The organism is Oryzomonas japonica, from assembly GCF_008802365.1.
GTDB lineage: Bacteria > Desulfobacterota > Desulfuromonadia > Geobacterales > Pseudopelobacteraceae > Oryzomonas > Oryzomonas japonica.
The window spans coordinates 15,263-38,989 of sequence record NZ_VZQZ01000012.1 but is presented as its reverse complement, the minus strand read 5'-3'; the positions used below and the strand labels follow the sequence as shown (position 1 = coordinate 38,989).

21 protein-coding genes and 4 tRNA genes are annotated in these 23,727 nt (G+C 57.5%); 6 read left to right on the top strand and 19 right to left on the bottom strand.

Annotated features, from left to right (window positions below):
* Positions 1 to 22: 22 nt before the first annotated feature.
* On the bottom strand, positions 23 to 982 hold the full coding sequence (locus tag F6V25_RS16065) for a GTPase-activating protein (RefSeq protein WP_151129625.1): 960 nt from the start codon (positions 980 to 982) through the stop codon (positions 23 to 25).
* 262 nt (positions 983 to 1,244) lie between these two features.
* Between F6V25_RS16065 and F6V25_RS16060 the strand changes: the two genes are divergently transcribed.
* Positions 1,245 to 3,062, top strand: a complete 1,818-nt coding sequence (locus tag F6V25_RS16060; RefSeq protein ID WP_151129624.1) for a tetratricopeptide repeat protein — start codon at positions 1,245 to 1,247, stop codon at positions 3,060 to 3,062.
* Between the two features lie 10 nt (positions 3,063 to 3,072).
* Here F6V25_RS16060 and F6V25_RS17110 read toward each other — a convergent pair whose 3' ends face one another.
* Positions 3,073 to 3,450: a TonB C-terminal domain-containing protein gene (locus F6V25_RS17110; RefSeq protein ID WP_191966235.1), complete on the bottom strand. Its 378-nt coding sequence runs from the start codon at positions 3,448 to 3,450 to the stop codon at positions 3,073 to 3,075.
* 465 nt (positions 3,451 to 3,915) lie between these two features.
* On the opposite strand from F6V25_RS17110, the gene F6V25_RS16050 reads away from it, so the two are divergent.
* Positions 3,916 to 4,887, top strand: coding sequence for an AMIN domain-containing protein (locus F6V25_RS16050; RefSeq protein ID WP_191966234.1), 972 nt, complete (start codon positions 3,916 to 3,918; stop codon positions 4,885 to 4,887).
* Between the two features lie 409 nt (positions 4,888 to 5,296).
* On the opposite strand, the gene F6V25_RS16045 is transcribed toward F6V25_RS16050, so the two are convergent.
* The 17 genes from F6V25_RS16045 to yhbY all read right to left on the bottom strand — a co-directional run bounded on the left by F6V25_RS16045 (position 5,297) and on the right by yhbY (position 16,897).
* On the bottom strand, positions 5,297 to 5,767 hold the full coding sequence (locus F6V25_RS16045; RefSeq protein WP_151129621.1) for a PaaI family thioesterase: 471 nt from the start codon (positions 5,765 to 5,767) through the stop codon (positions 5,297 to 5,299).
* A gap of 59 nt (positions 5,768 to 5,826) precedes the next feature.
* Positions 5,827 to 5,903, bottom strand: a tRNA-Asp gene (locus F6V25_RS16040).
* A gap of 184 nt (positions 5,904 to 6,087) precedes the next feature.
* Positions 6,088 to 7,020 (bottom strand): YeiH family protein, encoded by a 933-nt coding sequence (locus tag F6V25_RS16035; RefSeq protein ID WP_151129620.1) that lies wholly within the window; start codon positions 7,018 to 7,020, stop codon positions 6,088 to 6,090.
* A gap of 389 nt (positions 7,021 to 7,409) precedes the next feature.
* A tRNA-Val gene (locus tag F6V25_RS16030) sits at positions 7,410 to 7,485 on the bottom strand.
* A gap of 9 nt (positions 7,486 to 7,494) precedes the next feature.
* Positions 7,495 to 7,571, bottom strand: a tRNA-Asp gene (locus F6V25_RS16025).
* Positions 7,572 to 7,601: 30 nt separating this feature from the next.
* Positions 7,602 to 7,883 carry an HU family DNA-binding protein gene (locus tag F6V25_RS16020; protein WP_151129619.1) on the bottom strand — a complete coding sequence of 94 codons (282 nt, stop codon included), beginning with the start codon at positions 7,881 to 7,883 and terminating at the stop codon, positions 7,602 to 7,604.
* Positions 7,884 to 8,096: 213 nt separating this feature from the next.
* Entirely contained in the window at positions 8,097 to 9,353 is a 1,257-nt protein-coding gene (gene clpX, locus F6V25_RS16015) for an ATP-dependent Clp protease ATP-binding subunit ClpX (RefSeq protein ID WP_151129618.1), read from the bottom strand.
* Positions 9,350 to 9,949 (bottom strand): ATP-dependent Clp endopeptidase proteolytic subunit ClpP, encoded by a 600-nt coding sequence (gene clpP / locus F6V25_RS16010; protein ID WP_149309803.1) that lies wholly within the window; start codon positions 9,947 to 9,949, stop codon positions 9,350 to 9,352. Before clpP ends, clpX begins: the two co-directional genes overlap by 4 nt.
* Positions 9,950 to 9,958: 9 nt before the next feature.
* Positions 9,959 to 11,275 (bottom strand): trigger factor, encoded by a 1,317-nt coding sequence (gene tig, locus F6V25_RS16005; RefSeq protein WP_151129617.1) that lies wholly within the window; start codon positions 11,273 to 11,275, stop codon positions 9,959 to 9,961.
* Positions 11,276 to 11,339: 64 nt separating this feature from the next.
* A tRNA-Leu gene (locus F6V25_RS16000) sits at positions 11,340 to 11,424 on the bottom strand.
* Between the two features lie 96 nt (positions 11,425 to 11,520).
* Entirely contained in the window at positions 11,521 to 11,877 is a 357-nt protein-coding gene (locus F6V25_RS15995; protein WP_151129616.1) for an SUI1 family translation initiation factor, read from the bottom strand.
* Between the two features lie 201 nt (positions 11,878 to 12,078).
* Entirely contained in the window at positions 12,079 to 12,900 is an 822-nt protein-coding gene (locus F6V25_RS15990) for an NAD+ synthase (protein WP_149309808.1), read from the bottom strand.
* Entirely contained in the window at positions 12,900 to 13,748 is an 849-nt protein-coding gene (locus tag F6V25_RS15985; protein WP_149309810.1) for a nitrilase-related carbon-nitrogen hydrolase, read from the bottom strand. Before F6V25_RS15985 ends, F6V25_RS15990 begins: the two co-directional genes overlap by 1 nt.
* A 13-nt stretch (positions 13,749 to 13,761) precedes the next feature.
* On the bottom strand, positions 13,762 to 14,139 hold the full coding sequence (locus F6V25_RS15980) for a YraN family protein (protein WP_151129647.1): 378 nt from the start codon (positions 14,137 to 14,139) through the stop codon (positions 13,762 to 13,764).
* Positions 14,140 to 14,180: 41 nt separating this feature from the next.
* Positions 14,181 to 15,920: an aldehyde ferredoxin oxidoreductase family protein gene (locus F6V25_RS15975; protein WP_151129615.1), complete on the bottom strand. Its 1,740-nt coding sequence runs from the start codon at positions 15,918 to 15,920 to the stop codon at positions 14,181 to 14,183.
* Positions 15,921 to 15,926: 6 nt separating this feature from the next.
* Positions 15,927 to 16,580 (bottom strand): HAD family hydrolase, encoded by a 654-nt coding sequence (locus F6V25_RS15970; protein ID WP_151129614.1) that lies wholly within the window; start codon positions 16,578 to 16,580, stop codon positions 15,927 to 15,929.
* Positions 16,577 to 16,897: a ribosome assembly RNA-binding protein YhbY gene (gene yhbY / locus F6V25_RS15965; RefSeq protein ID WP_149309816.1), complete on the bottom strand. Its 321-nt coding sequence runs from the start codon at positions 16,895 to 16,897 to the stop codon at positions 16,577 to 16,579. Before yhbY ends, F6V25_RS15970 begins: the two co-directional genes overlap by 4 nt.
* Before the next feature lie 246 nt (positions 16,898 to 17,143).
* On the opposite strand from yhbY, the gene shc reads away from it, so the two are divergent.
* From shc to hpnH, 4 genes are all read left to right on the top strand, one after another.
* Complete coding sequence (gene shc, locus F6V25_RS15960; protein WP_151129613.1) at positions 17,144 to 19,201, top strand: squalene--hopene cyclase; 2,058 nt, start codon at positions 17,144 to 17,146, stop codon at positions 19,199 to 19,201.
* Between the two features lie 143 nt (positions 19,202 to 19,344).
* Positions 19,345 to 20,337, top strand: coding sequence for a hopanoid-associated sugar epimerase (hpnA, locus tag F6V25_RS15955; RefSeq protein ID WP_151129612.1), 993 nt, complete (start codon positions 19,345 to 19,347; stop codon positions 20,335 to 20,337).
* Positions 20,338 to 20,380: 43 nt separating this feature from the next.
* On the top strand, positions 20,381 to 22,255 hold the full coding sequence (gene dxs, locus F6V25_RS15950) for a 1-deoxy-D-xylulose-5-phosphate synthase (RefSeq protein ID WP_151129611.1): 1,875 nt from the start codon (positions 20,381 to 20,383) through the stop codon (positions 22,253 to 22,255).
* 72 nt (positions 22,256 to 22,327) lie between these two features.
* Positions 22,328 to 23,326: an adenosyl-hopene transferase HpnH gene (gene hpnH, locus F6V25_RS15945; RefSeq protein WP_149309824.1), complete on the top strand. Its 999-nt coding sequence runs from the start codon at positions 22,328 to 22,330 to the stop codon at positions 23,324 to 23,326.
* Positions 23,327 to 23,727: the final 401 nt, after the last annotated feature.

The window sequence follows — 23,727 nt, the reverse complement described above, 5'->3', positions numbered from 1 at the left end:
CCGTCAGCACGCGGTCCATCGGTTATACTGCCAGGCGCCCCGCTATTTCCGATTTCATCAGGTCGATCATCTCGTCAATGCGGGTGTTGCTGTCAATACGTCTGGCCTCGCTTTCAAACAGGTTGATGAATGCCTCGGCTTTTTCGTCGTCGGAGAGTATTCGGTTGCCACCGGCCTTTTGCAGGCCTTTTTCGACGGCAATGCGCCCCTCCTTGGAAAGGTATGCCGCGGCGATTTCCTTGAGATCCTCCACCAGCGCCTGGAGCCGCTCGTCATCCGGCCCGGCCTTCGCGCCCGCCCTCTGCTCAAGGTGCGCCTCTTTCGGGGGGATCGTTTGGCGGGCCTTGGCTGCTTCCCACAGTTTATCGAGGTTGACCATCTTCAACAGATTGTACCGCAGCAACTCCTCCATCGGCTTGGTGGAGCAGACATCCACCAGCGCCCCGGGGAGCGCTGCAACAGTGCGTGATTCTTCGGGCGACGCCTCGACGTTTTTTGCCTCGTCGTGGTAATAACCGATCGGCTGACCGTCCTTGTAGAAGATCATGGCGGAGCGTTCTGCCGTGTAGAACCGGACCACACCGTTGAGCCCCTGGTTCCTGAGCTGTGCCAGCGTCTCTTTCATGTCTATCTGGCGCACCTCGCTGCCGCTCAACAGTTTACTGCCCAGAAGCAGCGCGTGGGCGCATACGGCCAAATCGGCCGTCATACGATAGATGTTGATCTCGCCGCCGGAAGAGAGGATTTTGTCAAACAACAGCGTAAAGGCCTCGAAGCCGGTTCGTTCCTTCTCCCCCTCACAGGAGCTGACACAGATCAGTACCCCCTTGATAAAGATGCAATCCGCCCCGAAATCCGTATCGGTATACCTGAGATAACCGGAAAAGCCGCCCTTGGCCAGCTTGTTCAGCACCTCGGAAGGTACTACCTTACTGGCGGGTATCTTTTCATACAGTGGGTTTGCTTTGGGTAATAAACGCATTGCTTGTCTCCGGAATATTCCTGAATATGCAGATGAATACGACGGCTGACCGCCCCTAACGTCCATTCAATTAAAGTGTTTTAGCCTACTGTATTTCTCTGGTCATGTCAAAATGTAATTGAACGGGATGACGCGGCAAAACGCCGGGCATCATGGCCTTAATATGCTTGACATGTCGTGGGCGTTTGATTAACTATTTGCGTATGTTTATGAAAGATTTCCGCCCCCTGCCGATAGCAGGGGCCGAAAGGAATTCTCAGCGGTGAGCTCACCAAAGGACAAGCTGATAGAAGATGCTCAAAAATACACCCAGCGCGGCCAGTTGGATAAAGCCGTCAAGGCCTATGTGCAGGTATTGTCCCTTGAACCTTCCGCCATCAATCTGCGTCAGAAGCTGGCCGAACTCCTGGTCAAGGTCGGCCAGCCCGATGCCGCGCGAACCGAATATGAAACCATCGGCAAGCATTACGCCTCGAACGGTTTTTACCTGAAAGCGATCGCTGTCCATAAGCAGGTGCAGAAACTTTTCCCCAGCGACATCACCACGACATTAACCTTGGCCGGCCTGAACGAAAAACACGGCTTGGTCGGCAATGCCCTGGCCGAATACAAACTGGCGTACGATTATTATGAACGGGAATCCAACTCGGCAGAGTCGCTCAAGGTTCTCGAAAAGATGCAGAATGTCGATCCGCAGAATGCCAACATCAAACTCAAGCTGGCCGAGGCATATTTCCGTGCGGGTAAAACGGAGGAATCCTATGCCCTCTTCAAGCAGCTTGCTCTGCTCCTGCACGAACGGGGCGATAGCGGGCCTTTTGCCAATCTGAATACTCGTATTCAGCAGCTATTTCCCGGAAAGACGGAATTCATCGTCGAGGTGCTGGCCAACCAACTGGAAGAGGGGAATGCCGCAAAAGCGCTTGGCGGGCTTCAAACACTGCTGAAAAACAATCCCAGGGATAAGAAAATATGGGAATTGATCGTCCGGGCGTACCGTCGTCTTGACCAGCCCCAAAGGCTCACGCAGGTTTTTCAGCATTTTCTGCGTTATTTCCCCGACGAGGTTTCGGCCAAAACCGGCTTGATAACGTGTCATGCCGATCAAAAAGACGTCAAGGGGGCTCTTGGCCTGCTTGACCGGTATGAGCAGGAGGTCGCCTCGTCCGGTGCATGTGACGAACTGGTGGCTATTTATCGGAAGCTTGCCGAACTCGATCCCATAAACCCCCGTATCCTCGAAGGATTTCAGAGGGCCTGCAAGGCCGTCGGCATGCTTGACGAAGCGGCCCACCTGGCGTCCAAGATTGAGACGCTGCAAAAGCTCTCATCAAACGCCGTAGCTCCGCCGGTGCCGGTTGATGTGCCCGCAGGGGAGGATTGGGAAAGCGGCATTGAGGGGGCGGATGCCGGCGTCTACATGCCGGATGAGAACGAACTCGTTGCTGAATCTGAATCTATCGCCGACGATCCGAGTGTTGTCTGTGGCGCTGAAACGCTGCCCGACGAGAGCGAAATAGAAATAGAGGTGGACATCGACGATTTCCCGTTTGAGGACACCGCAACCGAAAAGGAGGAAACCGGTGCCCCCGATGGCTGGGCCGAGCCATTCGACGATGGGGCAATGGCCTCCCCCACGCCGCGCAGCGTCAGGTTCGGCAGCAGTCTGGACGGTTCCGATGCCCAGTCCCATTATGATCTGGGGGTCGCCTTTAAAGAAATGGGACTGTATGACGAGGCTATCAACGAGTTTCGTCAAGCTGCCGGTGACCCCGCTCGCAAGATTGCGTGCAGCCTGCTGCAAGCCGCCTGTCTGCGCGAACGGGGGGAGTTGGCTGCTGCCCAGGGGATTCTGAATGCCCTGATGAAGCCTGAGTTGAACCTTGAGGATGTCTGCGCCGTGAAGTACGAACTGGCATTGGTTTTGGAAGCGCAGGGGGACAACGAGGGAGCCGCCGGGCTGATGGCGGAAATTGACTCGGTGAATGCCGATTTTCGGGACGTCCATGCCCGTCTCAAGAATGCCGGCGGTTCTCTTGAGTTTTCCGATGAGGAGTTGCAGGACTTTGAGCTGAAATGACCGCGCTTACTTATTTAATGCGGAAAAGAGTGGAGGGTGCCTTTATTTTAAGGGGCGCCAGGAACACTTTCTGATCAAAGCTGGCCGGCAGGGGCGGTAGGGGAGCCACCGCCTTGATGACATCCTGGAGTACCTGATCGGCCTCCCGCGATCCGGTCCCCTGATAGATCCTTTGGGAGATGATAGAACCGTCGGGCTGTAAGTACAGTTCGATGATCCCATCCTGGCGGATCGGCTCTTTCAGACCATCGGCCCGTTTCCACCACTCGCGATTAATCTTCTCCACCACTTCGAAATAGTATCCGCGGATATCCTCGCGAAGCGAGCGGCCTTCCGCCAAACTGCTGATATACCCGTAGGTCATACCAAGCCCAAGGGGGGTGGACATCAACTCCTTCATTCCTTCGGAAGCCTTTTCAGGGGCCGCTGGCTGCGCGGCAGAGGATGCCTGAAGGGGAGGGACGTCTTGCGAGGCCTCCGGTTGCCGGGGGGGCTCGGGTGGCGCAGGGGCTGGCAAGGACTCTGGCGGTTTGGACGGACTGATTGTCGGTGCAAACGTGACGTTTTCGACCAGTATGCCGCTTGCGGCCGGAATGCTCCTGACTGCGCCCCCGGCGGCAAATATAAAGACAACAGCCAGTAGGTGCAGCATGAGCGAAGCTGCCAATGCGTACCCGATCCAAGGCTTGCGGGGGTCGAAAGCCGTTTCCGGCGCAGGGGTGTCGGGCATGTGTGAATGTGTCATAGAGTGATAAGTTATGGGAAAGTTCCGGAAAAGTGTGATATACAATCACATTATCATATCTGTGGCGCAGTGGGAAGGTGTTACTACTACTTTTGGAGGAGGGGTAGCATGAAACGTCGGGTTGTCATTGTTCTGTCCATGTTGGTCATCGCCTTGTCTGCGGTTTCTGCTTTTGCGGCGGAACTTCTGGACGTCAAACCGGTGGTTACGGGAAGTGATCTGATCGTGGAAATCCTGGCCGACATCCCTCTGACCTACACCTATTACAAGATACCGGGACAGGCACGGGCGGTGGTGGACATCGCCGATGTCGACCCGGAAAAAGTGGAGCCGCTGATCGTCGTCAACAAGGGGGCCGTTTCCAGTATCAGCGTTGATAAAGCGCAGATTACCGGGATGGTGGTCAGCCGGCTGATTTTCAACCTCGTAGCCGAGACCGATATTTCGGTCACGGCTACGGCAGATCGAAAAAAATTGAGTGTAGTTTTCAGCGGTGGCAAGCCGGCTGACAATAGCGCAGGAAAACCGGTCGTCCCTGCCGTCGAATCCGCTCTTGCTGCGCCATCGCCCTCTGCCGGGGCTGCTTCTGCGGCCCCGGCGGCGTTGGAAAAGGAAACGGACCCGCTTGGGCTCGATGAACCTCCTGCGGCCCCCGTGAAGGACCAGCCAGCGGTCAAAGAGCCGGACAAGCCCACCCCCCTTGCCGTCGTACCCGTCACCGTCCCTAGCGCTTCCGCTAAGCTCGAACCGGTGGTGCCTGCCTTTGCGTCGCCCCGCAAGCAGATGGTGATTACGGCAATAAAGGTGGGAACGACCTCGATTGACGTTGAAGCCAACGGTAGCCTGGAGTCTTTTGAACAGATAAAGCTGGCCCAGCCGAATCGCCTGGCCATCGATGTGCCCGGAGCGACCGCCTCATTGAGCGTAAAGAGTATTCCGGTCCGCCGATTCGGCCTCGACCAGATCAGGGTTGGACGTTATCCCAACCATGTGCGCATTGTCCTCGACGCCGGCAGTTCGCCGTTTCCGAAGTATGATGTCAAGCCTACGGAAAAGGGGCTCAGGATCAGCTTCAAATAACAACGCGAGATGAAAAGAACCTGAAAAAAAGCATGTGCCCCAGGGCACACGACGCGGAGATACCCAGAGAAAAGCGCAGCATCATCGGCGAAAATCGACGTCAGAATTCGTTGCTGTTTTGTCTGCTGTACTCTCCCAAATGTATGGGGGGCAGCCCTGTACAGTTCACTTTGCCAAACGTGCAGGTCGGTCACCCATGCAATCCTGCCCTCCCGTCGCACATCCACGACAGCGTCCTGTCACGCCCCGTGTTCCCACTCGACCCATCCATGGGAAATCCACATCAACAGTGAGCAGGGAGCGTGGGTAGCGTGGGTAGCGTGGGTAGCGTGGGTAGCGTGGGTAGCGTTGGTAGCGTTGGTGTCCGGAACTCAAAGTTGTTTAGTTTTGGTAGGGATGACGCTGCGTATTAGCCTTGAGAAGCAGGGGGGGGATGATGCCGTTTGACACGGAAATGGGCTCTGCAGGTGGCGGCCGTGACCCCCTCCTCGTCCACGATAGCCACCGCGCCGGTAATGTCCCGTTCGGTCCTGTCGATCACCTCGGCAATCCCCCGTATCGTGCCCCAGCGGATCGGATGTTTGAAGGTCATGGACATGTCAATGGTTGCAAAGAGAGTCCCCTCGGGAAGGAGGGTCTTGATGGCAATGGCGAGGGCTGTATCGGCCAGTGAGGTTATTGCTCCGCCGTGCATGAGCCCCGCACCTTGGCAATGGGCCACGCGGAACGGCATGGAGAGCACCGCTCTGCCGTTGCCGGCCTCATCGATGTTCATTCCGAGGTACGCTTCAAATGGGGCCAAGGCTATCCAGCCCGGCATGTGAAAGGGGAGGGGAGCGTTTTTGACTACGGGCGACGAATAGGGAGATTCATCGTGCATGGGATACGGGACTCTTTATGGAAAAAAGAGTACCCGGATGCGGATACTCTTTTTTTGAATGGCGGGGTTGACGGGGCTCGAACCCGCGACTTCCAGCGTGACAGGCTGGCACTCTAACCAGCTGAGCTACAACCCCAATATGAATAGCCTATGGATGTGGGCGGTGGGTCAAATCAAGAACGCTATTTTTAGCAAATTGCCTTTTCGTTGTCAATAAAAATAGAGCTTGTCCTGAATTTTGTTGTGACCCGTTTCAGTGGTGGTTCGAACCGGGACGGCAATGCTCTTGAAGTCTCCGGCTACACCTTTCCAGGCTGTTTTCAGTTAATCCAACCGCACATTATGGCGGTACCACTTGCCACCGAAACGAGTATCCAGAGCACTACCCCCTGGGCCAGCGGTCTGATGCCGGCCCTCCCCATCACTTCTCTTGTCAGGCCGCTTCCGATCAGAAACAGGGTCACAACCAGGCTCTGCTTTGCGATGTTGTTCAGCGGGTGCCAAACGTGGTCAAGTTGCGGCAGCACTGTTTTGATGGTTGCAGCAGCAATAAAGCCGATGATGAAAAGAGGAAATGTTACCTTTCCTCCCGACTTGGTGAACCAGGCGGCAAGCAGGGCGGAAGGCATGATCCATAATGCCCTGGTCAGCTTCACCGTCGTGCCGATGGCCAAGGCCAGCCCGCCATAAGCTGCTGCTGCTCCCACCACGCTGCTCGTGTCGTGGATGGCCAGGGCAGACCAGAGCCCGAATTGTCGCTGCTCCATCCCCAAAAGGTGCCCCACTGGAGGAAAGAGAATCAGGGCGACGGAGTTAAGTGTAAATACCGTGGCCAGGGCGACACCGGTCTCTTCGGCCTCTGCCTTGATTACCGGCGCCATGGCGGCTATGGCGCTCCCGCCGCAGATGGCGGTTCCAAAAGAGATCAGGGTTGAGGTGCGTTGAGGCGTCCTGAAAAACTTGCCCAAAAGGTATCCGGTTGCCATGGTAAAACTGATGCTGATGGCTGTGTAGAGAAAGGCATCCTTGCCGGTTTTAAGCAGTTCAGGCAGGTTCATGCCGAATCCCAAGCCAACCACCGAGGCTTGCAGCAATCGTCTACTCCAGGTTGATGTGGCTGCCCCCCATGGATTTCCGACCAGGATGCCAAACGTGATCCCGGCCACCAGCGCCATGGGGGCGCTGATCCCAGGCCAGCAGCAACCCAGCAGCAGTATCCAGAACCCTGCTTTTAAACCATTGTTGCTTTTCACGGCAGACTCCTTTTGTCTGTTTGATTGCCGTGACTATAGCTAAATCAGAATATAATAAAAAATGAATAATATTTATAAAATGCATCAGAAAAAATGAACTATGTCGTGAACCAAAAAAAGGGGATCCTCGAAAGGATTATTGAAACAGGCATGGCGACAGGAACAAGAGAGAAACCGTTGCGCCCCTATCGGTCATAAATATGAGTCGGCGAGCTTGAGACCGAGCATAATCTGTGCGACGGCAGAAAACTTCTTCTGGACGATGGCGGCCAACTGGGGAGCGAATTGCTGCTGGTAATACCACTATTGAAAAATTACTTGTGGGTGCCTGGAAGGGGGCATGAAAAGAAAAAGGACCAAAGCAATTATGCCTAAGTCCTTGTTCTAATTGGTGGGCGAAACAGGGATCGAACCTGTGACATCCAGCTTGTAAGGCTGGCGCTCTCCCAGCTGAGCTATTCGCCCTAATTTTTATGGCGGGGTTGACGGGGCTCGAACCCGCGACTTCCAGCGTGACAGGCTGGCACTCTAACCAGCTGAGCTACAACCCCGCAATCTTTGACGTACTCTGCAGTACGAAATTATTTCTTGCTGTTGACGGTTTCCTTGAGGGTCTTACCCGGTTTGAACTTGGGTACGACAGCGGCCGGAATATTGATCTTCTTGCCGGTCTGGGGATTCTGACCTTTGCGGGCAGCCCTTTTTGCGGTGGAGAATGTGCCAAAACCTACCAAGCTCAGCTTGTCGCCTTTTTTGAGGGCGCCAGTTACGGTGGCGATGAAAGCAGCAACGGCTTTTTCAGCTTCTACCTTTTTAAGCCCAGCCTTCTCAGCTACTGCGCTAATCAATTCAGATTTTGTCACGTTACACCTCCTATTTTGTTATGGGAATACAAAGCGAGTCAGTGTTTATCAGATTCCCGCGAAGACTGTCAAGGAAATTTTCGCGCAAAGCTCCATTTTAAGGGCTATTGGGGCATCTTTTATGCCGCAAAGCACGATAAAATAACGCTTTCACCGGTCAAGCCATGTGTAACATGACGTAATTGCTTAAAATTATTAGCAGGGTCCGAGGGCCTAGGCAGCGTCATTGACCTGCTGCTCATAAACGACGATCGGTTTTTCCTTGCGATAGATGACATCCTCGCTGATAACCACCTCTTTGACGTTCTGCTGCGAGGGGATCTCATACATGATCTCCAGCATGGAGTTTTCAAGGATGGAACGCAAGCCCCGGGCGCCGGTGTTTCTCTTGAGCGCCTCTTTGGCGATGGCAACCAGAGAACCGTCGGTGAAACGCAGGCGGACGCTCTCCAGGTCGAAGAGCTTCTGGTATTGTTTTACCAGGGCGTTCTTGGGTTCCTTCAGAATCTGCACCATAGCATCCTCATCCAGTTCGGTGAGTGGTGCCAGGACGGGGAGTCTGCCGATGAATTCGGGAATGTAGCCGAATTTGAGCAGGTCCTCGGGGGTCACGTTGTTGAGCAATTCCCCGAGTTTCTTCTCTTCACGCTTTTTGACATCGGCACCGAACCCGAGGCTCTTCATGCCGATGCGCTGCTGGATGACGCTCTCCAGGCCGGCAAAGGCGCCGCCGCAGATGAAGAGGATATTGGTGGTATCGACCTTCATGAATTCCTGCTGGGGATGCTTCCGGCCTCCCTTGGGCGGGATACTGGCGACCGTTCCCTCGATGATCTTGAGCAGGGCCTGCTGAACCCCTTCGCCCGACACGTCGCGGGTGATGGAGGGGGAATCGGTCTTGCGGGCGATCTTGTCGATTTCATCGATATAGACGATCCCTTTTTGGGCGCGTTCCACGTCGTAATCGGCTGCCTGGAGCAGGCTCAGGATGATGTTCTCCACGTCCTCGCCGACATATCCGGCCTCGGTCAGGTTGGTGGCATCGGCCATGGCAAAGGGCACTTTCAGAATACGGGCCAGGGTTTGGGCCAAAAGCGTCTTGCCCGAGCCGGTGGGACCCAGGAGGAGTATGTTGCTCTTCTGCATCTCCACGTCGCCCGGCTTGCCTCCCGCCTCGATGCGCTTGTAGTGGTTGTACACCGCGACCGAAAGCACCTTCTTCGCCTTGTCCTGGCCGATGACGTACTCGTCGAGAATTTCCTTGATTTCTCGAGGTTTGGGGAGCTTCTTCATATCCGGCCCCAAAGTCTCTTCCATCTTCATCTCTTCGGCAATGATGTCGTTGCAGAGTTCGATGCATTCGTCGCAGATATACACCGCCGGCCCTGCAATCAGCTTTTTGACCTCTTCCTGGCTTTTGCCGCAGAAAGAGCAGGTAAGATTTTCCTGATTGGTGTCGCGTCGGCTCATGCTGCACCTCCCGTATCAGGCTTCCTAATGAACGTCGAGTCAATAAGGCCATACTCCCTGGCTTCTTCGGCGGACATGAAAAAATCACGCTCGGTATCGGCTTCCAATTTTTCAAGCGGTTGGCCGGTCATTTCCGCGAGGAGGCCGTTCAACTCGTCCTTCATGCGCAGGATTTCTTTGGCGTGGATGTTGATGTCGGTGGCCTGTCCCTGAAATCCTCCCAACGGCTGATGGATCATGATCCGTGAATGGACCAGGCTGTAACGCTTTCCTTTTTCCCCTGCAGCCAGGAGGACTGCGCCCATGGACGCGGCCTGACCGACGCAGATGGTGGAAACCGGGGCCTTGATGTAGCGCATGGTGTCGAAGATCGCCATGCCGGCCGTTACCACGCCGCCGGGAGAGTTGATATAGAGGTGGATGTCCTTGTCCGGATCTTCGGCCTCCAGAAAGAGCAACTGGGCGATTACCAGATTGGCCACCTGGTCGTCGATGCTTCCTCCCAAGAAGATGATCCTCTCCTTGAGGAGGCGTGAATAGATATCGTACGAGCGCTCGCCGCGGCCGCTTTGTTCAACCACTATCGGGATGTACATTGGTTCTCCTTACGCCTCGGCTTGCTTCAACTCGGAGGCGTCAACTTCGGTAATAACAGCACTGCTCAGCAGAAAATCGATGGCCTTGTCTTCCTTGATCTCGGCGATGAGGGAGTTTTTGGCATTATGGTTCGATTCGTAATATTCCTTGACGCGGTCGAGCATATCCGGATTGCCGGCGGCGATCAGCTCGTAGCGTTTTGCCAGGTCCTCATCGGCAACCGCGATATTCTCCTTCGTCACCAGGGCCATGAGGAGCATACCCCCCCGGACCTTGTCGGCCGCGGCATCGCGGAAACGCTCGCGAAATCCGTTGTCGTCCAGGCCCATCATCTCGATGGACATGTGCTGGCTCTGCAAGCGGTTTTTAAGGTTTTCCAGCATGGCGTCGAGTTGACGTTTGACCAGGGAATCGGGAACCTCAAGCGGGTTCTTGTCAATCAAGGCCTGGACGATGCGATCCTTCAACTCGCCCTGAATACGGTCGGTCTCGTGCTTTTCACGGAACTCGACCATCTTGGCCCGCAGCTGTTCCATGGTTTCGTACTCCCCGAATTGCCGGGCAAATTCGTCGTCAAGCTCGGGCAACTCCTTGTGCTTGCCTTCCTTCAGAGTGACCGTGAAGACACCCTTTTTGCCGACAGCCTCGGGAATGCGGTAGCCTTCGGGCAGGATGACGTGAATCTCCTTCGTCTCGCCGCTTTTCATGCCGACCAACCCTTCCTCGAAGCCGGGGATAAGCTGGTTTGCGCCTACTTCGATCTGGGCATCCTCGGCAGTGCTGGTTTCATTGGGAAACCCTTCCACTGAAAAGGTGTAGTCGGCGGTAACGACATCGCCGTTTTCAACGACGGCATCGTCGCCCATGGGCACAAGCTGGGCCATATTCTCCTGCATCCGCTTGAGTTCGGCTTCAATGCTGTCCTGGTTGGGGACGTAGGTTTCCTTTTTGACCGCCAAACCCGTATACCCCGTGAGGAGTATTTCCGGCAGGACCTCTACCACGGCGCTGAACTTGAAAGGTGCACCCTGCTGGAGGATGTCGCTTTCAACGGTCGGGGAATCCACCGGCTCGATCTTGTGCTCACCCAAGGCCTTGAAGAGAGTCTGCTCGTAGATACGGCGCATGACCTCGTCGCGCATGGTATCGCTGTAGGTGCGTTTGATGAGTTGCATGGGGGCCTTGCCGGGACGGAAACCCTGGAGCTTGGCCTTTTTCTGGATGCCCGCATAGACCTTCTCGATCTCGGCATCGACCTGCTCAGCCGGAACCTCGATATTGACTCTCTTCTTGACCGGGCTTATTTCTTCTACGTGAACCTGCATTTCGGATAACCTCTCCTGGTTGAAATTTGTTTCGTGCCCGCCCACGCCGTGCGCGGTTATTACATGGTGCGAGAGAGGAGACTTGAACTCCTATACCTTTCGGTGCCAGATCCTAAGTCTGGTGCGTCTGCCAATTCCGCCACTCTCGCACGAGCGCCTCGCCTGCGTTTTCAAGCTCGACAAAATAAATCGAATATAAAAAAATATTTGAAAAAATCATTACGGTCAAGGAATTAATTGCATTCTCATCCTCCCGCCAGTTTGACCCGGTATCCGCGCGACTCCAATTCCTTGAGCAGAGTGTCGCGATGGTCCCCCTGAATCTCGATGACCCCTTCCTTGACCGTGCCTCCGCAGCCGCAGCGTTTTTTCAGCCCCCCGGCCAATTCCTTCAACGCCTCTCCCTTGAGCGGTACGCCGGTGATGACGATAACGGTTCCCCCGCCGCGCCCCTTGACCTCGCGGCGTAGGCGGACCGTCCCGTCGGCCGGCTGCGCCGGTGCCTGCTTCGACGGCTGCACCCTCTGCGGCTTGGAGGCGCCGAGGCTTACACGGCCCGTTTCGCTGGAGTAGACAAGAGTTGTTTCCTCACTTCGCTTCATTCGTGTTTCCCTGTCCTTCCCGGAAATGGCCATCATCGTGCCGGTACCTCGGTTCGGAAGCTCTGCATCCACGTGAGACCGTTTTCAATATCCCCATGGGCGGCGTAACGATAGGTTATGATTATCACAACGACACCTCCCGTTACCCCCATTGTACCAGAAGTCGCCGATAAATCGCCAACACCATTCCCGCTAAAGCCATTACTTGCCCCAATCCCGGGAGTACCTGAAATCCCGGTCAATGGTGCGGTTGGATACCTTCGCGATCACCGGCAGGCGCCGCTTGAAGTGTGAGTTTTGGACCTTCTTGTAGATGGTGTCGATGAACTCCGGACCAAAGCCAGCGCTGATCAGTTCCTCCCTGGTCAGGCGCAGGTCCACCATGCGGTAGAGCAGCTCGTCCACCTGGCGGTAGGAAAAGCCCAACTCCTCCTCATCGGTCTGGCCGGCCCACAGGTCGGCGGAGGGCTTTTTCTCGATCACCTCGTTCGGTACGCCCATGGCCTCGGACAGTTGCCAAATCTGTGTTTTGTAGAGATCGCCGATGGGATTGAGGGCACTGGCCATGTCGCCGTAGAGGGTTCCGTAGCCGAGCAACAGTTCGGTTTTGTTGCTGGTTCCCAGTACCAGGGCGGAGTAATGGGCGGAATGGTCGAAGAGGATGGTCATGCGTTCGCGAGCCATCTTGTTGCCGCGCCGCATATTACTCGCATCCGGGAACATCCCGAAATAGGCGTCCACCATGGGGGTGATCGGCACCAGGGTGAAGTCCACACCGCATGCCTGGGCCACCAGGCGGGCATGGGCCTCGCTCTCGGGGTTGCTGGTCTTGTAGGGCATGCAGATGGCGTGGACGTTTTCGGCCCCCAGCGCCTCGGCGGCGATGAACGCCACCAGGGCCGAGTCGATCCCCCCCGACAACCCCAGCACGGCCTTTTTGACCCCGACCTTGTGCACCTCGTCTTGTACGAAGCCGACCAGGATTTTTCGCAACAGTTCCGTATTGGCTGACAGGCCCGCCATCACAGCCCCCTTTCCCGTTCGATGCGTCTGAGTTCCTGCAGGGTCACGAACAGGTTCTCGTCCCGCAACATGGGGGAGAAAATCCGCTCCCGCCTCAGGGCGCCTTCCTCCAACCGCGCGCTGACGCTGTCTTCCTCCAGCAGCCGGGCCCGTATGATCGACTCGCCCGACGGGGCGATATATTCCGAGCCGCCCCAGAAATTGACGCCGTCTTCGTATCCCACCCGGTTGCAGTACAGCACCCGGCAGTTGAGGAACAGCGCCGTGGTGGCGGTCAACTTCTGCCAGGACGCGGCCGAAGCGAGAGACTCTCCCTCCACGCCGCGGCCGGGGCTGCTGGAGAGGCAGAGCAGCGTGGCAGCCCCGTCCATGGCCAGGATGTAGGAGCTTGAAAGGTGCCACATATCCTCGCAGATCAGGAGGCCCATGCGGCCGAACTTGGTGTCGAAGGCTCGGAAACGTTCCCCCCGGGCCAGGTAGCGCTGCTCGTCGAACAGGCCGTAGGTGGGGAGGTAGACCTTGCGATGGAGGTGTTTGATCACCCCGTCTTCCAGGTAGAGGGCCGAGTTGAAGAATCTATAGTCATCAGTGGCTTCCACGAAGCCCACGGCAATGGAGATACCGCGGGAGAGTTCCAGCAGCCGGGCGATCTCGGGTGAATCCAGCCGTCGGGCTACCTCCGGCACCAGATCCTTGAGAAAATAGCCGGTCAGGGCCAATTCGGGGAAGATCACCAAGTCGGCCTTGGCCGCTTTCGCCTGTTCGATGCGCTCCTCGATGAGCGCCAGGTTATCGGCGACGCAACCGAGCTTCGGTTTTATCTGGGCCAGTACGGCGGTGAAATCCATGCAAACCTCCTCTTCAATATGCCAACTCAAATGCATTCTCGATATGCTCGATCTTGTGGGGGCCGCTCTCCGCCAGAAGGATGGCGATCACGTCAAAGCGGGCATTGGCGTCCTGTTGCCGGTTATGGGCCAGCCATGTCAGGGCGGCCTTGGATATCTGGCGTTGTTTGAACGGGGTCACCGCCAGTTGGGGCACGCCGTAGGAGAGGTCGCGGCGGGTCTTGACCTCCGCGAAGACCAGGCTTTTGTCCCGCGGGTCCCGGGCCACGATATCCACCTCGCCCCCCTTGCAGCGGTAGTTGCGTTCCAAGATGCGGTAGTTGTGACCTTCGAGGAATGCGGCGGCCAGAGCCTCCCCCAGATCGCCGATACCCTTGTTGTCCGTGGGCAGCGGCCCGGTGGGCCCGGGGGAAGGGGCTTTGCCGAACCATTTCACGGCAGTTTTTCCAGGAAGCCGGCATCATCGAAACAGCCGTCGGCATTCAATCCCCTGATGCGGTAGTATTTGTCCAACTCCTCTGCAAAACGGCGCCGGTCGATGGGGGGGATATGAATGCCGTCGCCGCTCGTCCCCGGCTCGCTGAAAAAACGCTCCGGCAGGCGATCGTCCTTGCGGGAGAAGCCGTTGGCGCAGTTGTAGAAACGCTCTGTCAGGCAGATACGGCGGCCGATCTCCCGCAGCCGCTGGGGGGAATACCCGATGCCGGTGGCGGCGGTAAGCAGTTCGGCGTACTCCTCCAGGCTGGCGCCGAAGAGAGCGAACTTGCAGGCCGCCAGGGAGTCCATGGCAGCGTTGGTATCCTCAGCAATGGTGATGATGCGGGCCTTGCCGGAAAAAGAAAAACGGTCGGTGGGCACCGGTTTGCGCAGGATTTCATGGGAGATGGGATAAGCCTGCAGGTGGCAGCCGCCGCGGGTACTGGTGCAGTACGCCAGCGCCATACCGTAGGCACCCCGTGGATCGTAGGCCGGCAGTTCCAGGGATTTGACGCTCATGGAAAGTTCCGGCCTGCCCATCCGTTCCGCAAGGCGGCGCGAACCGAGGGCCAGGAGCTCGCCCTCGCCGCGGCGCAGGGCCATATCCTCCAACAGGCCGGGGATCTGTTCTGCCGTGGGGAATTCCCCCTTGATTTCGCCCCATGCAGCAATGGTGGCGGCCGCCGAGATTCCGTCCAACCCCAGGTCGTTGCAGGCTTGGTTCGCCGCAACGATGGCCTGCAGGTCGTCAACCCTGAGGAGAGCTCCGAAGTGGGAAGCGGTTTCGTATTCCGGCAGGGGGACGCCCTGTGCCGTCGTTTTTAGGCACTGGATCGGACAGTCGTAACAACCGTTCTTCCTGGGGGCGAAGGCCTCCCTGATCGCCGGTCCGGAGTAGGCGCCCGAGCGCTCGAAGAAGGTCGTGCGGAAATTCCCGGTGGGGGTCATACGACGCTGGGCCATGAGGTCCACCAGCACCGGCGTGCCGAACTCGGCGATCCCCAGGGGGCCAAAAATCACCGGAGAGGCGTTGAAGAGTCGCAGCACATCGCGGCGGGCCTTGTCCAGCAGGACGGGATCGGCACTCGTCGTCACGCGGTCGCCGTCGACAATCACCGCCTTGAGGTTTTTTGCTCCCATCACGGCGCCCAGACCGCCCCGGTCGGCCGAACTCCCCTCGTCCATCATGATACTGGCAAAGGGGACGCCGTTTTCGCCGGCCGGACCGATGGCCGCCACACTTCCCTGTTCTTTCAGGGCATCCACCGTTGCGGGGATATCCTTGCCCCACAGTTGGCCGGCTGGCAGGATTGCAACCCCACTGGGCCGAATTGCTAGAACGGCAGGCTCAGGGCTCCTGCCGATTACAATAAGGGCGTCCAGTCCGGCCGCTTTCAGGCGCCAGGCGAATCTGCCGCCTACGGAGCAATCGTAGATGGTACCGGTCAAGGGGGACCGGGAGATCACCGAGAGCCGCGCGGCTGTCGGGGCAGGGGTGCCGCACAGCGGCCCGACGGCAAAGATCAACGGCATGGCCGGATCAAGCGGGGGAAGCCGAAAGCGGTCGCGCATCAGGCGCACCCCCAGTCCGCGGCCCCCGAGGTACTCCTCCAATAATTGCGGGGGGATTGCCTCGCGCTGCGCCGTTCCAGCGCTCAGGTCGACCCTGAGTATGGTTCCGGTCCAGCCGTTCATGGTCTCCTAGGCAGAGCCTTTCAAGAGGATGGCCGTCACACCCCTGAAGGATACGGCACGGTGGTCTGCCCCTGTCAATTCTTTCTCACCGCCATAGCCCCAAGCGCAACCGATGGTGGTGACGCCGGCCCGTTGGCCGGCTTGTACGTCGTTGATGCTGTCCCCGATCATGACCGCTTCATGGGGGGCGACGCCGAGGCGCTCCACCACCCGCAGCAAGGGGAGAGGGGAGGGTTTCATCTCGGAGAAGGTATCCCCGCCGCAGATGATTTCAAACTGCCGGACGATGCCGAGCGCCTCCATGACCAGACGGCAGAGGGCCTCGTTCTTGTTGGAAATGACCGCCATGCGGATGCCGCTTTCGGCCAGTTGGTGCAGCGCCTCCCAAGCGCCGGGATAGAGCGCGCTTTTGTCCGCAATATGGTTGCTGTTGTAGGCTACAAACAGATCGAGCGCCCGCGTAATATCGTCCTGGGATCCAGTGCCGAGTGCCCGCCGGACCAGGTCCCGGGCTCCTTTGCCCACCAATTGGCGTACCGAGGGGGCCGCCAGAGAGGGACGGCCGAAGCTGGCCAGCATATGGTTGACGGCATCGGTTATGTCGCCCAGCGAATCCACCAGGGTGCCGTCCAGGTCAAAGAGGGCAGCGCGTACGGTCATGCCTTTTTGGCCTTGGCAGGTTTTTCCGTACTTGGCAGGACGATTACCGGTGGCGTCGCCGGGCGGTAGAGCAGGAACGTCTTGCCCAATATCTGGGCAATGTCGGCATTGCATGACCCGGCCAGGGTTTCGGCAGCCTCATTCTTGTCCAGAAGGCAACTTTCCAGCAGTTTGACCTTGATCAGTTCATGACAGTCCAAGGCGGCATTGGCCTCCTTGATCAATGCCTCTTCGATCTCTTTTTTGCCGATGTGGATGACCGGTTTGAGGCTGTGCCCGAGGGCGCGCAGGTGGCGTTTTTGTTTTCCCGACAACATGCATAATCTCCTTCATTTTTGCCGAATTCATGGCTGATATATCGTGTATAACATAACCACCCCGATGCTGGCAAACTTCAATCTGGGGCCGGTATTCCCGCCGGAAGATCAGGGGCGAGTGTCACGGTCGTGTATCGGTAATTTGAAAAAAAATATACATCTTTCGGTTTCTGTGATATTAAAGCACAATTTAACTGACAAATGCCCTCGGCATTGCCTTTATTGCGATCACCAGGAGCTTTGTGAATGAATTCAAGTAAATATCCGATTTCAACGGCACTGACATCGTTCAACTTGGAAACGGCTGCACCAACTGCACCAGCTCTCGATCCCCCTAAAAAAACGGTTGCCAAGGTACACCACCTGCCACCTTCCATCTGGAAGAAGATGGTGGGCGACGCAAAAAGTCCGCTGGACAAGGCCATCGAGCGGACCCGCGATTTCTTTTTCCGGGAGCAATTGCCGGACGGCTATTGGTGGGCTGAGCTGGAGTCCAACGTCACCATCACGTCGGAATACGTTATGCTATTCCATTTTCTCGGGATGGTGGACAAGGTGCGCGAGCGGAAGATGGCCCGCTACATCCTCAGCAAACAGACCGAGGAGGGCTATTGGGCCATCTGGCATACTGGTCCCGGCGACCTCTCGACTACCATCGAGGCCTATTTCGCCCTCAAGCTGGCTGGCTACCCGGCGGACCATCCGGCCATGCGCAAGGCGCGGGAATTCATCCTGGCCAACGGCGGCATCATCAAGGCGCGCGTTTTTACCAAGATATTCCTGGCGCTGTTCGGCGAGTTCTCCTGGCTCGGCGTCCCGTCCATGCCGATTGAACTGATGCTTTTGCCCAACTGGGCCTATTTCAACGTCTATGAGCTCTCCAGCTGGGCCCGGGGGACCATCATCCCGCTTTCGGTGGTGATGGCCGAACGCCCGGTACGCAAGCTCCCCCCCTGGGCGCGGGTGAAGGAGCTTTACGTCCGCCCGCTGCGGCCGACCGACTATACCTTTACCAAGGAAGACGGCATCCTCACCTGGAAAAACTTCTTCATCGGCGTGGACCACCTGTGCAAAGTGTACGAGTCCAGCCCCATCCGGCCGTTCAAGAAGAAGGCCACGTCCGTTGCCGAACAGTGGATACTGGACCATCAGGAGCCGACCGGCGACTGGGGCGGCATCCAGCCGGCCATGCTCAACTCGATCCTGGCCCTGCATTGTCTCGGCTATGCAAACGACCATCCCGCCGTCGTCAAGGGGCTGGAGGCGCTGGCCAATTTCTGTATCGAGGATGAAGAGGGCTTAGTGTTGCAATCGTGCATATCGCCGGTATGGGACACCGCCCTGGCGCTCGTTGCCATGCAGGAGGCCGGGGTCCCCGCCGACCATCCGGCGCTGGTCAAAGCGGCCCAATGGCTGCTGGACCTTGAGGTGCGGCGCAAAGGGGACTGGCAGATCAAGGCCTCGGAGCTGGAACCGGGCGGATGGGCCTTCGAGTTTCTCAACGATTGGTACCCCGATGTGGACGACTCCGGTTTCGTCATGCTGTCCATCAAGGATATCAAGGTACGGGATCGCAAACACAAGGAACAGGCCATCAAACGCGGGATTTCCTGGTGTATGGGGATGCAGAGCCAAAACGGCGGCTGGGGCGCTTTCGACAAGGATAATACGAAATATCTGTTGAACAAGCTTCCCTTTGCCGACTTGGAAGCCCTGATCGATCCGCCGACGGCCGACCTGACCGGCCGCATGCTGGAGTTGATGGGCAACTTCAATTATTCCAAAAGCCATCCGGCGGCCGAGCATGCCCTTGAATTCCTGCAGAAGGAACAGGAACCGGAAGGCCCGTGGTGGGGCCGTTGGGGGGTCAACTACATCTACGGAACCTGGTCGGTCTTGTGCGGATTGCAGGCCATCGGCGAGGACATGTCCCTGCCCTACGTCAAAAAAGCGGTCAACTGGTTTAAATCCAAGCAGAATATGGACGGCGGTTGGGGAGAGGTCTGCGAGTCCTACTTTGACCGCTCGTTGATGGGCAGCGGGCCGAGTACCCCATCCCAGACCGGGTGGGCGCTGCTGGCGCTCATGGCGGCCGGCGAGGTGCACTCCAAGACCGTGGCCCGCGGCATCGACTACCTGCTGAACACCCAAAAGCAGGACGGAACCTGGGATGAGGATGCCTTCACCGGCACCGGATTTCCCAAGTTTTTCATGATCAAGTACCACATCTACCGCAACTGTTTCCCGCTGACAGCGCTGGGCAAGTACCGTCGCCTGCTCGCAGAAGGCGGAGAAAAAAAATAGCGCATCCAGGCGCCAATGACATTTCGTTTCGCTGGGAAGCCCCGAGTTTGCCATATTCCGGGGCTTTCCCCATTTATGAAGAGGCGGTCGTAAGCTACTGTAACGGTTCGTTTCGACACGGCATCAGTGGAAAATGAGTGGCCATGAAGACATTTATCACCGGCGCGACCGGTTTTATCGGCGCAAGCATTGCCAGGGAGTTGCTGAAAGACGGCCGTGAGGTGCGAGCCCTTGTGCGGGCCGGGTCGGATACCTCCAACCTGGCGGGGCTTGACATCGAGTTGTGGCAGGGGGACCTGCAGGACCACGAAAGCCTGCGGCAGGGATTGAAGGGATGTGATACGCTCTATCACGCCGCCGCCGATTATCGCCTCTGGACCCGCGACCCCCGGCAGATGTACCGCATCAACGTGGAAGGCACGAAAGCCGTTCTGGAGGCTGCCTTGGAAAACGGCCTCGCGCGGGTGGTCTATACCAGCAGCGTGGGGACGCTCGGAAACCCCGGCAACGGCACACCGGGCGCCGAAGATACGCCGGTGACCCTGGCCGACATGGTGGGGCATTACAAAAAGAGCAAATTCCTGGCGGAACGGGAGGCGGAGCGGTTCGTCAGCCGCGGCCTGCACCTGGTGATTGTCAACCCATCAACGCCGGTCGGGCCCCTCGATATCAAGCCGACCCCCACGGGCAAGATCATCGTCGATTTTCTCAACCGCAAGATGCCGGCCTATCTGGACACGGGGCTCAACATCATCGCCGTCGAAGATTGTGCCCGTGGCCATATCCTGGCGGAACAGAAGGGGCGTGTGGGCGAGAAGTACATCCTGGGCAACGCCAACCTGACCCTGCGTGATATCTTTGGCCTGCTGGAGGAAATCACCGGTCTGGCGGCACCCCGGGTGCGACTGCCCTACACGCCGATCCTGCTGGCGGCCTACGTCAACGAAGCCATTGCCCGTATTACCGGCAGAGAGCCGCTGATACCTCTGGCGGGTGTGCAGATGGCGGCGAAGTTCATGTTTTTCGATTCAACCAAGGCAGTACGGGAGCTGGGGTTGCCCCAGACACCGGTAAATGATGCGCTGCAACGCGCCGTAGCGTGGTTCAAGGGCAACGGTTATGTGGAAAACAAGTAACCGCCGCTGCCCTGCACAGTGATTTTTCGATGGAGAAACGATCATGTACACATACCTCGACAAGATAAACTCTCCGGCTGATCTGAAAAAACTCAAGCCCGAACAGCTGCCGGCCCTGGCTGAAGAGGTGCGCCGTTTCCTGCTGGAAACGGTCTCGACCACCGGCGGCCACCTGGGCTCGAATCTGGGGGCGGTGGAGTTGACCATTGCCCTGCACTACTGCTTCGACTCCCCCCAGGATAAAATCGTCTGGGATGTGGGGCACCAGGCCTATACCCACAAGATCCTCACCGGGCGGCGTGAACGTTTCCCCACCCAGCGTCAGTACAAGGGGCTTTCCGGGTTTCCCAAACGCTGTGAATCGGAGCACGACGCCTTTGGCGTGGGGCACTCGTCCACGTCCATCTCGGCCGGCCTCGGCATGGCGGTGGCCTGTGACCTGGAAGGCACCAAAAATCATGCCATCGCCGTTATCGGGGATGGCTCTCTGACCGGCGGCATGGCCTTTGAAGCACTCAACCAGGCCGGGCACCTCAAGAAAAATCTTGTGGTGGTCTTAAACGACAACGAGATGTCGATTTCCAAGAATGTGGGCGCCTTTTCGTCGTTCATCTCCCGCAAAATGACCGGCCGGTACTTCCGCGACCTGAAAAAAGAGATGCAGGGGCTGCTGCGGAATATCCCCGCCATCGGCACGGATATCCTCCACTTTGCCCGGCGGGCGGAGAACTCTCTGAAAGGTTTTCTCACCCCCGGTTCGCTCTTCGAAGCCCTGGGGTTCGACTATCTGGGGCCCCTGGACGGCCACGATCTGCCGCAACTGGTCGAGGTGTTCAATAATATCAATCAACTGGACGGCCCGCTCTTGGTGCATGTCATGACCACCAAGGGAAAGGGGTATAAGCCGGCTGAGGACACCCCCTCCAAGTACCATGGTGTGGGCGTTTTTGACGTGGCCACCGGCAAAGGCGCCCCCAAGGCGGGCAGCAAGTCGTACACCGACGTGTTTGGCGAAACCATCGTGCAATTGGCCGAGCAGGATCCCAAGATCGTTGCCATCACGGCGGCCATGCCGGACGGGACCGGGCTCAACCGTTTCGCCGAGCGCTTTCCAAAGCGGTTCTTCGATGTGGGGATCGCCGAACAGCACGGCATGGCCTTTGCCGCCGGCCTTGCCGCCGACGGGTTCCGTCCGGTGACCGCCATCTATTCAACCTTCGTGCAGCGCGCCTATGACCAGGTTTTTCACGACATCTGCCTGCAGAACCTGCCGGTGACCATCGCCATGGATCGCGCCGGCCTGGTGGGCGACGACGGCCCGACCCACCACGGCGTCTTCGACCTCTCCTATCTGCGCCATCTGCCCGGCATGACGCTGATGGCCCCCAAGGACGAGAACGAGTTGCGTCATATGCTCAAGACCGCCGTCTACTCCGGCGCGCCCATGGCCATGCGCTATCCGCGCGGGGCGGGTTACGGCGTGGAGATGGACAACGAGCTGAAATCCCTGGAGATCGGCAAGGGCGAACTGCTTGTGGAGGGGAACGACGTATGCATCGTCGCCATCGGCTCCACCGTCTATCCGGCCCTGCAGGCCGCCGAGACCCTGAAGGATCGGGGCATATCGGCAGGCGTGATCAACGCCCGCTTCGTCAAGCCGCTGGATGCGAACCTGATCCTGTCGGCCGCCGGACAGACCGGCCGCATCGTCACCGTTGAAGAGAACGCTCTGCAAGGCGGCTTCGGCAGCGCCGTACTGGAGTTGCTCTTTGATAATGGCCGGCAGGATGTTACGGTCAAGCGGCTCGGCATCCCGGACCACTATGTGGAGCATGGCAGTCAGGCTCAACTGCGCAAGGATCTGGGCATCGACGCCGAAGGGATTGCCGCTGCCGTGGAAGGTTTTGTGAAATCGTAGAGCCCTTGAAACATTAGTACACATCAGTCTCTGTGGCAGATCTTTGTAGTAACAAATTGAAAGGATTAAAAAATGCGTTTTCCGATGCGCCTCAACTACGACCTGACCAAGTATATCGTCAGCAACAAGCTCAACAAGGTGGAAAAATACCCCCTCGTCCTCATGCTTGAGCCGACCCATCTCTGTAACCTGGCCTGTTCCGGCTGCGGCCGCATCCGGGAATACGCCGACACCATCCAGGAGATGATGAGCCTGGAGGATTGCCTGAAATCGGTGGACGAATGCCCCGCGCCGGTCGTCACCATCACCGGCGGCGAGCCGTTCCTCTATCCACCCGTCTATGACCTGATCCGTGGCGTGCTCGACCGGGGCAAGCACATCTATCTCTGCACCAACGGTATCCTTTTGGAAAAGGCGCTGGACAACATGAAGCCCCACCCCAATTTCACCCTCAACGTCCACATGGACGGCCTCGAGGAGACCCACGACCGTATCCTGGAGCGCAAGGGCGCTTTCAAGATAGCCATGGAAGGGATCAAAAAGGCCAAGAAGCTGGGGTTCCGTGTCTGCACCAACACGACCATCTTCAAGGAAACCAACCTGCTGGAGATCGAGATGCTCTTTACCCACCTGGAGGAGATCGGGGTGGACGGCCTGTTGGTGGCGCCCGGTTTCGGCTACGAGGCGGTGGGGGAAAAACTGTTCCTGGAGCGGCGTGATATCGAAAAGAAATTCGCCGAGGTTTATGAGATGAGCAAGAAGCATCGCTTCTTCTCAACCCCCATGTACCTTCGTTTCCTCAAGGGAGAAAAGAAGCTGGAGTGTACCCCCTGGGGCAACCCCACCCGCAACCCGCGAGGCTGGAAGGCCCCCTGTTACCTGATCACCGATGCCCATTATCCGACTTTCAGGGAGATGATGGAAAAGACCGATTGGAGTAAATACGGTGTCGGCAAGGACCCCCGGTGCGCCCAGTGTATGATGCATTGCGGCTTTGAGCCGACGGTCGTCGGGGAGATCGGCAAGAGCTTTAAAGATATTCTCGAGATGATGATCTGGAATTTTACCTAGCCGTTTTCTGCAACCGGCAGGGTAGCAAAGCTGCTTGAAACAACTGACAATGAAAGGCCCACCTCTCCCGGGGTGGGCCTTTTTATTATGTGCGTTCCCAGACTCTCCTTGTCAAGGGTATTTCTGGGATAATTTGGGGAAAGAAAGGGAGCTAGCGCCATTGCGCATGCTCTCTGTCTGTTCGTCAGTCCGGTGCGTGGAGCCATGTCTGATTATTTAAAAGCAGTGTGTTCTTTTAGCCAGCCTCCGGCCCAATAAAGGTTCTTTGATAATAATATGCCTGGCTATACGCCCGATAACAGCGTACAGGTAACACACTGACCTTTCACCCGAAATCATTTCTTTCAGTTATTTCGACCCACCTCTGTTTTTCGGTCATCTCCAGCCACCTCCCCTCCAAA

Excerpts from the sequence above, each read along its gene's own strand:
- F6V25_RS16065 (WP_151129625.1), bottom strand. The coding sequence starts at position 982 with ATGCGTTTATTACCCAAAGCAAACCCACTGTATGAAAAGATACCCGCC.
- F6V25_RS17110 (WP_191966235.1), bottom strand. The coding sequence starts at position 3,450 with ATGTCCACCCCCCTTGGGCTTGGTATGACCTACGGGTATATCAGCAGT.
- F6V25_RS16050 (WP_191966234.1), top strand. The coding sequence starts at position 3,916 with ATGAAACGTCGGGTTGTCATTGTTCTGTCCATGTTGGTCATCGCCTTG.
- F6V25_RS16045 (WP_151129621.1), bottom strand. The coding sequence starts at position 5,767 with ATGCACGATGAATCTCCCTATTCGTCGCCCGTAGTCAAAAACGCTCCC.
- clpX (WP_151129618.1), bottom strand. The coding sequence starts at position 9,353 with ATGAGCCGACGCGACACCAATCAGGAAAATCTTACCTGCTCTTTCTGC.
- clpP (WP_149309803.1), bottom strand. The coding sequence starts at position 9,949 with ATGTACATCCCGATAGTGGTTGAACAAAGCGGCCGCGGCGAGCGCTCG.
- tig (WP_151129617.1), bottom strand. The coding sequence starts at position 11,275 with ATGCAGGTTCACGTAGAAGAAATAAGCCCGGTCAAGAAGAGAGTCAAT.
- F6V25_RS15995 (WP_151129616.1), bottom strand. The coding sequence starts at position 11,877 with ATGAAGCGAAGTGAGGAAACAACTCTTGTCTACTCCAGCGAAACGGGC.
- F6V25_RS15990 (WP_149309808.1), bottom strand. The coding sequence starts at position 12,900 with ATGGCGGGCCTGTCAGCCAATACGGAACTGTTGCGAAAAATCCTGGTC.
- F6V25_RS15985 (WP_149309810.1), bottom strand. The coding sequence starts at position 13,748 with ATGGATTTCACCGCCGTACTGGCCCAGATAAAACCGAAGCTCGGTTGC.
- F6V25_RS15975 (WP_151129615.1), bottom strand. The coding sequence starts at position 15,920 with ATGAACGGCTGGACCGGAACCATACTCAGGGTCGACCTGAGCGCTGGA.
- F6V25_RS15970 (WP_151129614.1), bottom strand. The coding sequence starts at position 16,580 with ATGACCGTACGCGCTGCCCTCTTTGACCTGGACGGCACCCTGGTGGAT.
- yhbY (WP_149309816.1), bottom strand. The coding sequence starts at position 16,897 with ATGTTGTCGGGAAAACAAAAACGCCACCTGCGCGCCCTCGGGCACAGC.
- shc (WP_151129613.1), top strand. The coding sequence starts at position 17,144 with ATGAATTCAAGTAAATATCCGATTTCAACGGCACTGACATCGTTCAAC.
- hpnA (WP_151129612.1), top strand. The coding sequence starts at position 19,345 with ATGAAGACATTTATCACCGGCGCGACCGGTTTTATCGGCGCAAGCATT.
- dxs (WP_151129611.1), top strand. The coding sequence starts at position 20,381 with ATGTACACATACCTCGACAAGATAAACTCTCCGGCTGATCTGAAAAAA.
- hpnH (WP_149309824.1), top strand. The coding sequence starts at position 22,328 with ATGCGTTTTCCGATGCGCCTCAACTACGACCTGACCAAGTATATCGTC.